11 protein-coding genes and 1 tRNA gene are annotated in these 15,092 nt (G+C 72.6%); 5 read left to right on the top strand and 7 right to left on the bottom strand.

The features are described from left to right. The first annotated feature begins 151 nt into the window (after positions 1 to 151). From tmk to K7787_RS21275, 4 genes are all read left to right on the top strand, one after another. Entirely contained in the window at positions 152 to 3,523 is a 3,372-nt protein-coding gene (gene tmk, locus K7787_RS21260; RefSeq protein WP_223002572.1) for a dTMP kinase, read from the top strand. Between the two features lie 216 nt (positions 3,524 to 3,739). Beyond that, entirely contained in the window at positions 3,740 to 4,945 is a 1,206-nt protein-coding gene (locus K7787_RS21265) for a DNA polymerase III subunit delta' (protein WP_223002573.1), read from the top strand. A 128-nt stretch (positions 4,946 to 5,073) separates the two neighbouring features. Further along, on the top strand, positions 5,074 to 6,687 hold the full coding sequence (locus tag K7787_RS21270; RefSeq protein WP_223002574.1) for an alpha/beta hydrolase: 1,614 nt from the start codon (positions 5,074 to 5,076) through the stop codon (positions 6,685 to 6,687). A gap of 106 nt (positions 6,688 to 6,793) precedes the next feature. Further along, positions 6,794 to 6,870, top strand: a tRNA-Thr gene (locus tag K7787_RS21275). Between the two features lie 44 nt (positions 6,871 to 6,914). Here the strand turns inward: K7787_RS21275 and K7787_RS21280 are convergent. The 5 genes from K7787_RS21280 to K7787_RS21300 all read right to left on the bottom strand — a co-directional run bounded on the left by K7787_RS21280 (position 6,915) and on the right by K7787_RS21300 (position 11,820). Next, on the bottom strand, positions 6,915 to 8,300 hold the full coding sequence (locus tag K7787_RS21280) for a tyrosine-type recombinase/integrase (protein WP_223002575.1): 1,386 nt from the start codon (positions 8,298 to 8,300) through the stop codon (positions 6,915 to 6,917). Positions 8,301 to 8,364: 64 nt separating this feature from the next. Further along, positions 8,365 to 8,565 (bottom strand): helix-turn-helix domain-containing protein, encoded by a 201-nt coding sequence (locus tag K7787_RS21285; RefSeq protein ID WP_164587031.1) that lies wholly within the window; start codon positions 8,563 to 8,565, stop codon positions 8,365 to 8,367. Between the two features lie 180 nt (positions 8,566 to 8,745). Further along, a complete protein-coding gene (locus K7787_RS21290) occupies positions 8,746 to 9,891 on the bottom strand; it encodes a DUF3631 domain-containing protein (RefSeq protein WP_223002576.1) in 1,146 nt (381 codons plus the stop codon). A 349-nt stretch (positions 9,892 to 10,240) separates the two neighbouring features. Then, positions 10,241 to 11,131 (bottom strand): bifunctional DNA primase/polymerase, encoded by an 891-nt coding sequence (locus K7787_RS21295; RefSeq protein ID WP_223002577.1) that lies wholly within the window; start codon positions 11,129 to 11,131, stop codon positions 10,241 to 10,243. Further along, positions 11,128 to 11,820: a class I SAM-dependent methyltransferase gene (locus K7787_RS21300; RefSeq protein WP_223002578.1), complete on the bottom strand. Its 693-nt coding sequence runs from the start codon at positions 11,818 to 11,820 to the stop codon at positions 11,128 to 11,130. Before K7787_RS21300 ends, K7787_RS21295 begins: the two co-directional genes overlap by 4 nt. Positions 11,821 to 12,194: 374 nt before the next feature. Between K7787_RS21300 and K7787_RS21305 the strand changes: the two genes are divergently transcribed. Then, positions 12,195 to 12,398 carry a hypothetical protein gene (locus tag K7787_RS21305; RefSeq protein ID WP_223002579.1) on the top strand — a complete coding sequence of 68 codons (204 nt, stop codon included), beginning with the start codon at positions 12,195 to 12,197 and terminating at the stop codon, positions 12,396 to 12,398. A 49-nt stretch (positions 12,399 to 12,447) separates the two neighbouring features. Here the strand turns inward: K7787_RS21305 and K7787_RS21310 are convergent, their stop codons facing one another. Next, positions 12,448 to 12,897 carry a hypothetical protein gene (locus K7787_RS21310; protein ID WP_223002580.1) on the bottom strand — a complete coding sequence of 150 codons (450 nt, stop codon included), beginning with the start codon at positions 12,895 to 12,897 and terminating at the stop codon, positions 12,448 to 12,450. Between the two features lie 158 nt (positions 12,898 to 13,055). Next, positions 13,056 to 15,056, bottom strand: coding sequence for a plasmid transfer protein TraB (traB, locus tag K7787_RS21315; RefSeq protein WP_223002601.1), 2,001 nt, complete (start codon positions 15,054 to 15,056; stop codon positions 13,056 to 13,058). Positions 15,057 to 15,092: the final 36 nt, after the last annotated feature.

The following is a 15,092-nucleotide window of genomic DNA, read 5'->3' on the forward strand; positions in this document are numbered from 1 at the left end:
GCCGCGTGGAGACACGCCGGGTGCGACGGCCCGGTCCGTTTCTTCACGACTCGTTCGCGGAACGAACGCCCCGGCATCACTTTGGTGTCGGGGCGTGCACACGTTCGGACGGTCACCACGTGTTGTCGGTGCGTCCCGATAGGCTGAACGCATGACGCGAGCCGAGCAGCCAACGGCCCACACCACCACCTCCGCCCCGGACGACGCGCTGGTGGCGGACTCCCGCGAACGCGCCGTCCGCGCGCTGTTGCGCCGGCCGCAGCTGAAGCGGCTCTGGAGCGCACAGCTGGTGGGCGGAGTCGGGGACACCCTCGCGCTCCTGGTGCTGGTCCTCCTCACCCTCCAGACGGCGGTCGCCGAGGGCTCCTTCGGCGGCGGCTACCGGGGCGCCGCGTTCGCCGTGGCCACGGTCTTCGGCGCGCGCATAGTGGCGACGGTGCTCTTCGGAGCGGTCCTCCTCGGCCCGCTCACCGCCCTCACCGCGCCCGAGGGACCGCTCGACCGCCGCTGGACCATGGTCGGCGCGGACGGCGTGCGCGCCCTGCTGCTGATCGCCGCCCCGCTGTGGATCGACTGGACCCCGGGCAACGCGCTCACCCTCCTGCTGGTCACGGTCTTCGTCACCGGGCTCGCCGAGCGGCTGTGGACGGTGTGCCGGGAGAGCGCGGCCCCCGCGCTGCTGCCCGCCCCGCCGCCCGAGGGCGCCACCGTCCGCCCGCTGCCGGACCACCTCGACGCGCTGCGCCGCCTGTCGCTGCGCACCACCTTCCTGGCGATCCCGCTGGCCGCGGCCGTCCTGCTCGTCGCCTCCCTGTTCAACAACCTGCTGGGCACCGGCCTCGCCTGGTTCGACCAGCACCAGGCGGCCCTCGCCTCGTACGTCGCGGCCGGCCTGTTCGCCGCCTCCCTCGCCGTGCTGACCTACCTGGAGCTGCCCGCGACGCGCACCCCGCGCGCGCGCTCGCCGCTGGAGGGGCTGCGCCGCCCGAAGACCGGCGCCGGCGTCGACAAGGGCCGCACCGGAGCCGTGCCGCTGCTCGTGCTCGCCTCCGCGGCCGTCGCCGGGGCGATCGCCGCCGCGGTCTCCGTGTGCGCGCTGCACACCGCCGACCTGGGCGGCGGCCCGGTGCTCTACGGACTGGCGGTGCTCGCCGTGACGGGCGGCGTCGCGGCCGGCATCCGTACGGCGCCCAAGGCGCTCGTCACGCTGTCGCGGCGCCGGCTGCTGGCGCTGGCCATCGCGCTGACCGGCATCGCCCTGCTCGCCGCCGGACTCGTCCCGGACGTCACCACCGTGCTGCTGCTGCTCGCCCTGGCGGGCGTGAGCGCGGGCGTCGCCGCCAACACCGGGCACACCCTGCTCGACCTGGAGGCCGAGGACTACCGTCGGCCCCGGATGACCGAACACCTGCACGCGGTGGTGCGGGTCCTCGTCGCCCTCGGCGCCGTGCTCGCCCCCGTGATCGCCGCCGGGATCGGCCCGCACCGGCTGGAGAACGGCAGGTTCGTGTTCGCGCACGGCGGCGCCGCCTTCACGCTGATGCTGGTCGGCGCGCTGCTGCTGCCGGTGGCCGCGCTGGTCCTCGCCAAGGTCGACGACCGCTCCGGCGTACCGCTGCGGCAGGACCTGGTCGACGCCCTGCGCGGCGACGACCCGGCGACCGCTCCCGCGTCCTCGGGCTTCTTCATCGCCCTGGAGGGCGGGGACGGCGCGGGCAAGTCCACCCAGGCCGAGGCGCTCGCCGACTGGATCCGCGCCAAGGGCCACGAGGTCGTCCTCACCCGCGAGCCGGGCGCGACCCCGGTGGGCAAGCGGCTGCGGTCCATCCTGCTGGACGTCTCCTCGCAGGGCCTGTCCCACCGCGCGGAGGCGCTGCTGTACGCCGCCGACCGCGCCGAGCACGTCGACACGGTCGTACGGCCCGCCCTGGAGCGCGGCGCCGTGGTGATCACCGACCGCTACATCGACTCCTCCGTCGCCTACCAGGGCGCGGGCCGCGACCTGTCCCCGACCGAGATCGCGCGGATCTCGCGCTGGGCGACGAACGGCCTGGTGCCGCATCTGACGGTCCTGCTGGACGTCTCCCCGGAGACCGCCCGCGAACGTTTCACCGAGGCGCCGGACCGGCTGGAGTCGGAGCCGGCCGAGTTCCACGCGCGCGTGCGCGCCGGTTTCCTCGCGCTGGCCGCCGCCGACCCCGGCCGCTACCTCGTGGTCGACGCCGGCCAGGAGCCCGAGGCGGTGACCACGGTCGTCCGGCACCGGCTCGACCAGGTGCTGCCCCTGTCCGAGGCCGAGATCAAGGCCCAGGAGGAGGCGCGGAAGAAGGCCGAGGAGGAGGCCCGCAGGAAGGCCGAGGAGGAGGCCCGGCGCAAGGCCGAGGAGGAGCGCCTGGAGCGGGAGCGCCAGGAACAGCTCGCCCGGCTGCGCGCCGAGGAGGAGGAGCGCAAGCGGCGCGAGCTGGAGGAGGCGCAGCGCCGCGAGGCCGAACGGCAGGCCGAGGAGGCCCGGCAGCGGGCCGAGGACGCGCGCCGGCGCGCCGAGGAGGAGCGGGCCCGGCTGCTCGCGGAGGAGCAGGCCCGCGCGGAGGCCGAGGCCCGGCGCAAGGCGGAGGAGGAACGGCGGCTCAGGCAGGCCGAGGAGGAGGCCCGGCTGCACGCCGAGGCCGAGGCGCGGCGGCTGGAGAAGCAGCGCAAGGCCGAGGAGGCGCTGCTGCGCGCCGAGGAGGCCCGCCGTGCCGCCGAGGAGGCCGCGGCCGCCGCGCAGGCGGGTCCTGCCAAGCCGGTTCCGCCCGCCGCCGTCACACCGCCGTCGGACGCGGTGACCGTGCCGACGCCGGTCGTGACGCCGACGAACGCAGCGGGCGGCCCGGCCGACGAGACGGCGGTGCTGCCGCCGGTGCGCGACGCCCGGGGCGAGGGCGCCTCCGAGGAGGGCTCCGCGCACGGCTCCGGCGCGTCCGGGGCCGGGTCGGCGTCCGAGTCCGAGTTTGAGTCCGAGGCCGAGAGCACGACCGAGCTGCCGCAGCCCGCGGTGCCGCCGGTCGTGCCGGGCGCGGCGGACGAGACGACGGTGCTGCCCCCGGTCACGGGTGCGGCGGACGAGACGGCCGTCCTGCCTCCGGTGCGGGACGAGCTGCCTCCGGTCGGCGGCGCGGCCGACGAGACGGCCGTGCTGCCTCCGGTGCGGGACGAGGGTCCGGTGCCGGGGCGCGGCGACGATCCCGCGGACCGGGTGCCGCCGGGCTACTTCCGGGACGAGCGTCCTGCGGCGGCCCGCCCCGACGGCTCGGACGACCGCACCCGCGAGCTGCCGCAGGTCGGCGCGGACGGCGCGGACCGCCCCGCGCGCCGCCGGCCCCGCCCGGACTGGGCCGAGGAGACCCCGCTGGACGACCTCCCGACGCTCGCGGACGAGCTGCTGGGACCGCGCGGGGACGACGAGGAGCACGACGACGGCTGGGGCGCCGACAGCGGCGCGGACGGAGGGGACGGCCGCAGGAGGGGCGGACGGCGACGCTGAGGGCGGTCAGGGGCGCCGGGCCCTGGACCTCTGGCGCTGCAGGGTTCCTGAGGCCTCCGGACCTCCGGACCTCCGGGCCTCCGGGCCTCGGGGGCTTCAGGGCTGCTGAGACCCCGGGCCTCGGGGGCTTCAGGGTCCTCCGCCCGTATGGTTGTCAGTGGTCGCCCGCACAATGGATGCCGCACCACGAAACATGACGGAAGGGCGGCGTGACCCATGAGCGTGTGGGACGACCTCGTCGGGCAGGAGAAGGTCAGCGAGCAGCTGAGCGCCGCTGCCCGGGATGCCGACGCCCTGGTCACGGCGGCCGCCACCGCCGCCCCGCCGCCGGAGGCGTCCAAGATGACGCACGCGTGGCTGTTCACCGGCCCGCCCGGCGCGGGCGTCACGCAGACGGCGCGGGCCTTCGCCGCGGCGCTGCAGTGCGTGAGCCCCGACCGTGCCCTCGGCGGCGCCCCCGGCTGCGGCTTCTGCGACGGCTGCCACACGGCCCTGGTCGGCACCCACGCCGACGTCAGCACGGTCGCCGCCGTGGGCACGCAGATCCTCGCCGAGGACATGCGGGACACCGTCCGCAAGTCGTTCACCTCCCCGGCGAACGGCCGCTGGCAGGTGATCCTCGTGGAGGACGCCGAGCGGCTGAACGAGAAGTCCGCCAACGCCGTCCTGAAGGCGGTCGAGGAACCGGCGCCGCGCACCGTCTGGCTGCTGTGCGCGCCCTCCATCGAGGACGTCCTGCCCACGATCCGCTCCCGCTGCCGCCACCTGAACCTGAGCACCCCCTCCGTGGACGCCGTGGCCGACATGCTCGTCCGCCGGGAGGGCGTCGAGCCCGAGGTCGCGGTGGCCGCCGCCCGCGCCACCCAGGGCCATGTCGACCGGGCCCGCCGCCTGGCCACCGACCCGGCCGCGCGCGAGCGCCGGGCGGCGGTCCTGAAGCTCCCGCTTCGCCTCGACGACATCGGCGGCTGCCTCAAGGCCGCTCAGCAGCTGGTGGACGCGGCGGCGGACGACGCGAAGGCGCTGGCCGAGGAGACGGACGCCAAGGAGACCGAGGAGCTGAAGGCGGCGCTGGGCGCGGCGCAGGGCGGCCGGCTGCCGCGTGGTACGGCGGGCGTGATGAAGGATCTGGAGGACAAGCAGAAGCGCCGGCGCACGCGCACGCAGCGCGACAGCCTCGACCTCGCCCTGACCGATCTCACCGCCTTCTACCGCGATGTGCTCGCCCTCCAGCTCGGTTCCCGTCTGGCGATCGCCAACGCGGACGTCGAGGACAGCCTGGAGCGCATCGCCCGGGGCAGCTCCCCGGAGTCCACCCTGCGCCGGATAGAGGCGATCGCGGCCTGCCGCGACGCGCTGGACCGCAATGTGGCGCCGCTGCTGGCGGTGGAGGCGATGACGATGGCGCTGAGAGCGGGCTGACGGCGGGCCTCCGGCGCGGGAGAGCCGCCCCCGGCGAGGTGCGTCAGCCGCCCTTGACGGCATCACTCGTACGAGCCCCTCTGAGCGCGGAGCGCGGCGAAATGATCGCAGAGAGTTACGATCGCTGGATGTACTTCAGGCGCGCCCCCCGTCCGGACAGCCCTCCGCGCAGCAGCCGACGCCTCCGGACCGCCCGCACGGGCGGTTCCTTCCTGGCGGCGGCGGTCCTGCTCGTCTCGGCCTGCTCCTCCGGAAGCACCCAGCACCGGACCACCCCCGCGGCGGAGGCGGTGCTGGCCGCGCTGCCGCGGTCCACGCCGGCCGCCCTGGTGCCGTACTACGACCAGAAGCTGTCCTGGCGGGACTGCGGGGTCCCCGGCTTCCAGTGCGCCACGATGAAGGCCCCGCTCGACTACGCCAAGCCGTCCGCGGGCGACGTCCGCCTGGCGGTGGCCCGCAAGAAGGCCACCGGCCCGGGCAAGCGGCTGGGCTCGCTGCTGGTGAACCCGGGCGGACCGGGCGGCTCGGCCATCGGCTACCTCCAGCAGTACGCCGCCCTGGGCTACCCGGCCGAGATCCGCGCCCGCTACGACATGGTGGCGATGGACCCGCGCGGGGTCGCCCGCAGCGAACCCGTCGAATGCCTGGACGACCGGGCCATGGACGCGTACACGCAGACGGACGTGACGCCCGACGACCACAAGGAGACCGACGCGCTCATCGGCGCGTACCAGAAGTTCGCGGAGGGCTGCGGCGCCCACGAGCCGACGCTGCTGCGACACGTGTCCACGGTGGAGGCGGCGCGGGACATGGACATCCTGCGCGCCGTCCTCGGCGACCGCAGGCTGAACTACGTCGGCGCGTCGTACGGCACGTTCCTCGGCGCGACGTACGCCGGGCTGTACCCGGACCGCGTGGGCCGCCTGGTCCTGGACGGCGCGATGGACCCGACCCTGTCCGCGCGGCGGATCAACATCGACCAGGCGTCCGGCTTCGAGGCGGCGTTCCAGTCGTTCACGAAGGACTGCGTACGGCAGAGCGACTGCCCGATCGGCGACCGGAACACCACACCGCAGCAGGCCGGGGAGAACCTGGCGGCCTTCTTCCACAAGCTGGACGCCCACCCCGTCCCGACCGGCGACCCGGGCGGACGCCGCCTCGGGGAGGCGCTGGGCACGACGGGCGTCATCGCGGCGATGTACGACCAGTCGGCCTGGCCGCAACTGCGCGACGCGCTGAACGCGGCGATGAAGAAGAACGACGGGGCGGGCCTGCTGGCCCTGTCCGACAGCTACTACGAACGCGACTCCAAGGGCAGCTACAGCAATCTGATGTACGCCAACGCGGCCGTGAACTGCCTGGACCTGCCCGCGGCCTTCTCCTCGCCCGGAGAGGTGAAGAAGGCCCTGCCGGCCTTCCGCAAGGCGTCCCCGGTCTTCGGCGAGGGCCTGGCCTGGTCGGCTCTGAACTGCGGGTACTGGCCGGTCAGGGCCACCGGCGAGCCGCACCGCATCGAGGCCAAGGGCGCGGCCCCCATCCTGGTCGTCGGCACCACCCGCGACCCGGCGACCCCGTACCGCTGGGCGCAGGCCCTGGCCCACCAGCTCTCCTCCGGCCGCCTGCTCACCTACAACGGCGACGGCCACACCGCCTACGGCCGCGGCAGCCGCTGCATCGACTCCGCGATCGACGCCTACCTCCTGAACGGCACCCCGCCGCCGACCGGAAAACGCTGCTCGTAGCCCCGCCACCCGCCCCGGAGCCCCCACTCCGGGGCGGGTACGAAGCACCCCCGGAAACTGTGTAGACTTACCGACGTTGCCGATCGCACCATGGTGCGGACAGCACGCCGCTTTAGCTCAGATGGCCAGAGCAACGCACTCGTAATGCGTAGGTCTCGGGTTCGAATCCCGAAAGCGGCTCCACTGCGAAGACCAGCTAGGAACGCTCCTAGCTGGTCTTTCGGCGTTCAGCGCACCCGACGACGACGCCGTGCGCGGGCCGCGCGGCTGTCGGCGGTCTCAGTTCTGGTCTCAGACGCGGCTTCCGGGCGGGGCATGAAGGTGTCACCCATGCGGCGCATCGCGTCCTTCGACAGATGCGAGCGGCCCTTCACGTACCGCCGGGTCTGACTGATCTGGGTGTGCCGCAGGATCTCCATGATGGTCGGCATGTCCACCCCCAGCTCGTTCAGGATCGTGCCGGCGGTGTGACGGCTCCCGTCGTACAGACGACGGTCATCGATCCCGGCTTCCGCCAGCAGCTCCTTGAACTCCGCCCAGTCGGCCCGCGGGTCGATGGGGCGTCCGTCCGGCCGGGTGAAGACGGCACCGCACTCCTGCCAGGAGTCGCCGGCCGCCGCACGCAGGGCGTCCTGCTGTTCCTTGTGCTCGTCCAGGTAGGGGATGAACGGGGGCGGGATCGGCACGGGGTTCCGGCTCTTCCTGGTCTTGGGCCGGGTGAAGACGAGCCCGCCTCCCTTGCGTTCCGGGCAGGTGCTCGCGTGCCGAGTGCAGCGCTTCGGGCACGGCTTCGGACACCCGCGCTTGTAGCCCTTGTGTGTCGAGCAGTCCGGCGGGCACGGCTCGAACCGGTGGAGCCGGGCACCGCACGCGTGCGGGTCCTTGCAGCCGTGGCGCCACGTGAGCCGCTGGAGCTGCCACTGCGGGTGGAACAGTTCGTTCTCCAGATCGACGTACGTCCACCGCAGGCCCAGCGTCTCGCCCTGCCGGAAGCCCATGCCGACGCCGACGCACCACCGCAGGAAGGTAGGTCGCTTCGCCGCGGCCTCCAGGAACGCCTTGGCCTCTTCGGTGGTGAAGGGGTTGGCCTCGGTCTCATCGACGGTGGGCGGGTCGACCAGCGTTGCCACGTTCTCGCTGATGATCCGGCGACGATGGGCGATCTTGAGTGCCCGCGACAGGATGCGGTGGACCTTCAGCACGTGCGAGGGGGCGTGTCCCTCGTCCAGCATGGCGCGGTACATCCGCTCCAAGTGCTCCGGGGCCAGTTTGTCGAGCCGGTGCTGTCCCACGCCAGGGATGATGTCGTTGCGGGTCTTCGACCAGTAGTCGTCCAGCGATCGCGGCTTGAGCTTCAGGCTCGCGATCTCGGTCAGATACGTCTCCATCCACTGCGCGACGGTGGGCTTACGTCCGGCTTTCGGGGCGCGGCCCTTGTCGCGCAGCGCCTCCAGCTCACGGACCTTGCGGCGCACTTCCGTCTGGGTCTTCGCCCGGCGGTGGCGACGGTCGGGGCTACCGTCGTTCTTGACGCCCATCGTGACGCGGCCGTGCCACCAGCCGTCAGACCCGAGGTAGATGGACGACTCCATGTTGGCCTTGCGGGGGCTCATGCACTCCTCCGGACGCGGTGTGGCCCCGGACAGTCCGTCCGGGGCCACACCGCGCGGGTTCAGATCAGTGGGACTGCGGTTCCAGCGCGTTGACGAACTCTTCGAGGTCGCTTCGCCGGATACGGCGGGACCGTCCTCGCTTGATGAACTTCAGCTCCCCGGCCGCCATCAGCTCGTAGACGGTGGAGCGACCGAAGCTGAGCGCTTCGGCGGCTTCCTCCGGGGTGTAGAGCAGGCGGTCAACGGGGGCGACGGCGGTGCTCATTCGGTGACTCCTCCGGGGCTGTCCTTCGGGGTGCCTCTCTGAGGGCCGCTACTTCCGCTACCGCCGCTACCGTGCAGGTCAGGGGCCTGTCCGGGGTAGCGGGAAGGGGTAGCGGTAGCGGATGAGTAGCGGCGCGGTAGCGGCACCAAGGGCCGGTTTCCGCTACCGCATCGGTGCTGGTCAGACCGTCTTTTCGGTGCCGGGTAGCGGAGGTAGCGGACTTTCGGGGGGAGGGGGGCAGTAGCGCGCCCAGGCGTCGTGCAGATCGGCGGCGTAGTAGCCCTTCAGGACGCTCCCGGCGGTCTTGATGTTGCGGGAGGTGATGGGCTCGTTGTCCGCCGTCATGTACTCGGCGAGCATCCGGGACAGGCGCCGGTTGTCGAGCGACTTGCCGTGCAGGTCGGCCCAGGGGGCGTCGTCCATGGCGTTGAGCCGGTCCAGGATCGCGACGGTGGGAAGCCGGTCGATGCCGACCATGACGTGGTCACGCAGGTCGGTGAGCAGCCTGATCCCGAGACTGCCTTTGTCGTTGGCCTTGGACGCGGTCACCAGACTGACGCACGCGGCGCGTGCTCGGTCAGGCCAGTGGCCGCCGACCGCATCGGCGATGGCGAGCAGGGGTTCCCACACGTCCGCCGGCCGGTCGGAGACGCCGTCGGGCATCTCGGGCCAGGCGCCCATGACGGACTCCCGGGCGCGCTCGGCCCATTGGGCGAGCCGGTCACGGAGCTTGTGGCCCTCTGCCTCGTGCACGCGGGCGCGGAAGGCTTCCACCCGCTCGTTCCTTGCCCGGCGGCGCATGCGGATGACGACGGAGCGGGTCATGATCGTGTCCGGGAGGGAGCCGAGTCCGGCGACCGCGACCGCGCAGTACGAGGGGAACGCCTGCACGGTCTGATTGCCGCCGTCGCCGATGCACCGGTAGGTGACCCCGGTTCGGCGATGGCCGGCGTTCAGGAAGCCGCGCAGTTCCTCGTTGTCCCCCGCCTTCGGCCCGAAGACCGTGTCAATCTCATCGAACAGGATCGTCGGCCGGCCGTTGGGGTTAGACACGGACCGGAACAGGGCGGCGGCGGACGCGTTGACCGCAGTCATCGGCTGCGGCACGAGGGTTTCCACGATCTCCAGCGCCCGCGACTTCCCCGACCCCGGTTCCGGGGACAGGAAAGCGAGCCGCGGGGTGGAGTCGAAGCAGTCGAGCAGGTGGGCGTGCGCGTCCCACAGCGTGACGGCGACGTAGGCGGCCTCGTGCGGGAAGACGTTGAAGCGCCGGTGGAAGGCTTCCACCTCATCGAGCAGCCTGGCCCCGTCGATGGTGTCGGTCATGCGGCGGCCCTCCCTTCCGGGGTGATGCGGAGCGGGCAGGTGTCGCGGTGGGCGGTGTGGGCTGCGATCAGGTCCAGGACGCGGCGGTGGCCGATGGCGCTACGGTCCCGCCCGCACAGACACCGCGAGGTCGCGGTGGGTACGGCGCCTTTGGGCGCGCTGATGTGCAGCCATGCCACCGGGTACCGGTCGTCTCCCCGGCGCGAGTCAGGACGAACAGCAGAAGGGACGCCCTGACGGGCGGCGCCTTTCGGCTCGCCCATGCCCACCGCGGATACGGCGGGTTCGGCGGCATGGGGGCCGGCGGGGGTGAAGGACTGGCCTTCCAAGGGGGAGGTTGGACGGGGGCTCATGCCGCCTCCCGGGGACGGGCTTTGCGCAGGGAGCTGTCCAGGGCGCTGCGGATCGTGGCGCGGCACTCGGCAGCGGTCAGCCCCCGGGCCTCTCCCGTCCCTTGGAAGGCGTCCTCTACCACCTGCCGGGGGAGGTCGCCCCATGCGACGAACCGTCCCACTTTGAACGCGCACCGGTTCAGCGTGACGTTGCGGAGCCCGTCCGGAGCGGCGGCGACCACCGCGCACTCCGCCTCAAGTGCAGCCAAGGCCGCGCGGCTCCCGTCCACCGCGGGAAGCCTGAGCGGTCCCGAGGGAGTGGTGGGGGCAGGTTGGAGAACGGCGTGCAGCCAGGTGGGCAGAACGATGGCCGCGGCGCTGTTCAGGGCCTCGTAAGTGCCGGCGGAGAGCACGCTGCCGGCAGCGACGACGTAGCCGCCCCACGCGCGGGTGTCCACCGAGTCCGCAACGGTGCCCGCAGTGTTGGTCAACCGCGCTCCGTCCGGGACGGTGAAGTACAGGTGCATTCCGCTGCTGGCGGTCCGAGTGCGGTAGGTGTCGGGGACGGCGTGTCCGGCGCGCTCGCAGAGCGCCATAAAGGTCGTCGCGCCGTCAGGTGCGTCCGAATAGCCCTTGTGCTCTGGCGTGTCCAGGTCGATGACCACCAGCCCGGAGGGGCCGGTGGCGATACCGACGTTGTACGGGGCACGCGACCAGGCGGCGCGGATGCGGTCCGGGTCGGTGGTAGCCCGCTGCTCCCACTTCAGGTGGCCGCTCGCGCACGGCCCGGTGTGGGGGCAGGAGGTCTCCCCGTGAAGGGCGGGCCGCTTGGTGCCGGGGCGCAGCGGGAAGACGTGCCAGGCGCGTGCGGCAGCCTCCAACGCGGCGTGCATCAGGTGCCCGCTCATGCGGCCACCCCCAGCGCGGTGGCGAGGTGGGCGAGGGCGGCGCGGCCGATGTGCTCGGTGTAGGCGGGCGGGATGCACTCGCGGATGCCGTCGCGGTTCATCCACGGGACCCCCAGCACCTTGCGGGCGAGGGGGACGCCGGAGAAGTTGCCGACGAACTGGCCGAAGTGGCCGGGCGGGATGGGGCGGCCCATCTTGGCCTGCGGCACCGTGTGCGCGGGGTGATCGGGCTGGGTGAGGGTGAAGCCGCCGCCGGACTCGAAGAACCGGTGCCGGTAGTTGGCCAGACCGAACATCTGCCCGCACAGCATCACCGGAGAGTGCAGCTTGGGCCGCGCGCCGCCCACGTTCTCCATCACCCACGGCCGCCCGGCGGCTTCCAGGGCGGCGCGGGTGGGGGCGATCAGGTCCGGGTGCTCGCGGCCCTGGATGCGCTGGCAGTCGGTGTCGTGCTGGCACGGCGGGGAGGCGTGGATGAAGTCGAACTCCGCACCGTGCTCCAGGGCGTAGGCGATGGCGTCGGCCTGGACGAACCGGTACGGGTAGCGAGGCTGGGGGTCCTTGTCGACGCCGGTCACGTCGAACCCGGCATCCGCATAGCCCTTGGCGGCGCCGCCCTGGCAGCAGTACAGGTCTAGCAGGCTCGGCCTGCGGCCGGGCACTCGCCGGATCGGGGTGGGTTGGGTCATGCTGGAGACCTCCACAGGTCTGTTGAGGGCAAGTGGACGAGGGCGGCCCCGGTTCTTGGCGGAATGGGGGGCCGCCCTTGGCGTATGCCAAGAGGGACGTCGAAAAATCCGCTGGACGTTAAACCGCTCTGAACTGCGGCAACTTGACGGCCAGTTAGCTGTTACATAACCGTTATGGCGCTTTCCGGTGCGTCGCGGAGATCCAGGGGGTTGAGGGTGGTTACGGTCTACGACCGTAACCACCCTCAACCCCCTGGAAAACTCTCCGCGATTGCGAAAAAGGCTGTTTGCGATCTTGGTTTCCCGATGGTGATCCTGAATGTGTGCCGAGGCGCCCGGCACATCACTATTCACGCCACTCAAGGGGGGAACCCATGTTTGACCTGATTGCCCAGACCGTGCCCGTCACGGTGGGGTGCTTCTCGCTCATCGCTCTCGCGTCCGACCCTGTGGCGCCGTGCGGCACGTCGGCGAAGCAGCCGGCGGAGACCATCACTGACCACCTGCGCGCGATGGCTAACCATGCCCGCGCCATCTCGGTGCTGATCGTCCGCAAGACCGGTGCGGCGGGGGACTAATGATCGGCGCCCCGGCGGTAGGCGCCGCCCGCCGGGGCGCCAAGTTGTATCAGCCGTGAAATTGGTTGCGCTTAATCACGGCCTTACGGATGTTCACCGTGGTCCCGGCTCCGCTGCGGGAGCGGTGGCCGAAGACCTGCACGGCGATCCAGCCGCCGAAGATGACGGCGGCCAGGATGATGAGCTGGGTGATGAACGCGGTGAGCGCGGCGATGAAGGCGGTCAGGAGGAACAGCCCGCCGCAGACCGCGCCGAAGCCGATGCCGCCGAGGGCGATGTTCACGGCCGTGCGGGAGACGGCCGGCTTGACCGCGACGGGTTCGGGCTGTGCGGGGTGGACGGCGTAGCCGGTGACGACCCGCCCGTCCGGCAGGACGACGCTCGCCACCGCTGGCACGGCGCCCGGCTGGACGGGCACAACGTGCGCGGGGTGGACGGTGGGGGCGATGGTCTGGGGGTGGTGGATCTCGACTGCGGCGGGTCGCTCGGAGCGGTGCATGGTGCTCCCTTCGGGAGCGCCTGCCGGTCCGCGGCGCGCAAGGGCGCGGGCCGGCAGGCGCCAGGTGTCAGGGGGTGTCACGGAGGGGGCGTCACGCGTTTCTGACAGCGGGTTTGCCTAGGGGTTTGGCTGTCAGGCGGGCGTGACGGTGTCAGGTGTCAGGCGGCCGTCAGGGCAGGGACGATGCGCCACCGGCCGGTGGTGTTGGTCGGCTCCAGGCGGCCGTCCATGGCGGCTTCCTTCAGCCGCTCGGACACCCACGGGCGGGAGAGGTTGTGCCGCTCGCACCAGTCCATGAAGTCCTTCGGACCGACGATCATCTGCCCCTGCTGCTCGAAGTCCTCCAGCGCGCGGGCGAACAGCCGGCGGGCCTCCTCGGGGGAGGGTTTGCGGCCCGGCTCCGGAGCGAACAGCGGGGCGTCGTCGCCCGGCTCGTCCTCGGGAAGGTCCGCTTCGGGGTCGATGTGCTGGTCTTCCGGGTCCACCAGCAGCCCGCCGTGGTCCATGTCGTCCTCCTCGACGGCCCGGAGCGCGGCCGGTTGCTGGTCGGCGTTGGCCGTGTGGCCGGTGTAGGCAGTGCCGGCCACGCCGGTGGCGGCGCCGGCGGTGACAGGGTCGGCGGTGGCGCCGTTGCGCTGCGCCCAGGTGGCGAGCAGTTCCATGACCGGCACGGCGCGGTGCGTGAAGCGGCGGGTGCGGCCGGGGGAGGGGTAGCGCTCCTCGGGGATGCCGGGGGAGACGACGTAGCAGTAGCCGGGCCTGCGGTTGCCCCACGCGCCCGGGTGGGCGCCGGCGGCTAGTACCTCGTCCGGCAGCGCGAACCCCTCGTCGCGGGCGTCGCAGCCCAGCGCCACCACGGAGGGCAAAGAGGCGCGGGTGCTGGTGGACATCTGGTCGTAGGACGGCCGCTGAAGGGAGACGATCAGGGAGATACCGGCAGAGCGGGCTTCCTGAGCAATCCCGGTGAAGGCGTCGTCTCCCAGCGCTCGCAAGGTGTTGGCGGCTTCCTCGAACCATGCGACCAGGAACGGCATGCCGGGGCAGCCGCAGGGCCGGCCGTCGGGCCGGCAGGTGTGCTCCGGGTCGCTCTGCACCTGCGCGGCGGCAGGGGCCCACTGCCGGTAGCCGTGGGCACCCAGCCAGCGCGTGCGCGCGGGAATGGCGGCCTCGACCGCGGCCACCAGGACCTCGGTCTGGGTACCGCCTTCGGCAGACCAGTCCATGCCGGGCCGCAGCGGGGCGAAGTCCTGGAACGCTTTCGGGTCGGAGAACCACACGAGCACGTCCCGGCGAGACAGAATCTCCGTCAACAGGTTCAGGGCAGCGTCGCCCTTGCCGGAGCCGGTGCCGCCCGCGATGAGCAGGTGGGTGGAGTTGCGGCCCGCCTCCGGGTCACCCGGGAGCCAGAGTTCGAGCGGGGCGCCGTCGTCGTAGCGGCCCACGTTCAGCGGCTCGGCGATGGAGCCGCCCAGGTTCGACGGCCCTTCCCACTCCACGACTTCGGCGAGCATGTCTTCGGGGACGATGACCAGCTCGCCACGGCGGGCGGAGGCAGGGTTGGGGGTGTAGCGGACGGCGGAGGTCGGCAGGTCCAACGCGGATGCGATCCGGGCCAGGGCCTTGGTCACGTCGTCGTTGGTCTGCTCGCCCGCCTCCAGCGCGACCGGCGCGGTGACCCGGTTCGGCTCCACCCTGGCTGCGCCGATCTGCGCCCGTGCCAGCCCCACCTTCTCCAGCAGCCCCTTGTCCCCGCTCTCGCCGGCGACCGTGTCAGGGCTGTGGCGCAGGACCATGCGGACGTTCCACGACAGGGCGAGAGCCGGACCGGCCATCAGGTACAGGTCATCGATCGGACCTGCGGTCGGCCCGGCCAGGCAAGCGGCGGTGACCCAAGCGGAGCCGGCGGCCACCGTGATGGCCGAGTGCAGGCGCCGCTGCTGACTCGTGCCCTTGCCGGCCCACCAGGCCGCCCCGCTCAGCGCGACCGAAGCGAGGGTGAGTCCGACGCCGGCGGCGGCGCTGTCGGCCCACCGCCAATGCCCCACCGCGCCGGCCAGACCGGTACCGGCCCAGCCGAGCCACGGGGGCAGGTGGGGCTTGGCCCGGTGCAGCAGGTACTTGCCCACCCCACCCGCGTCCGAGCCGCCCTGGCGTTGCATCTCCAGCAGCTCGGCGAGCTGCTGCTGTTGCGTACG

Origin of the sequence: Streptomyces sennicomposti, from assembly GCF_019890635.1 — a bacterium.
GTDB classification, from domain to species: domain Bacteria; phylum Actinomycetota; class Actinomycetes; order Streptomycetales; family Streptomycetaceae; genus Streptomyces; species Streptomyces sennicomposti.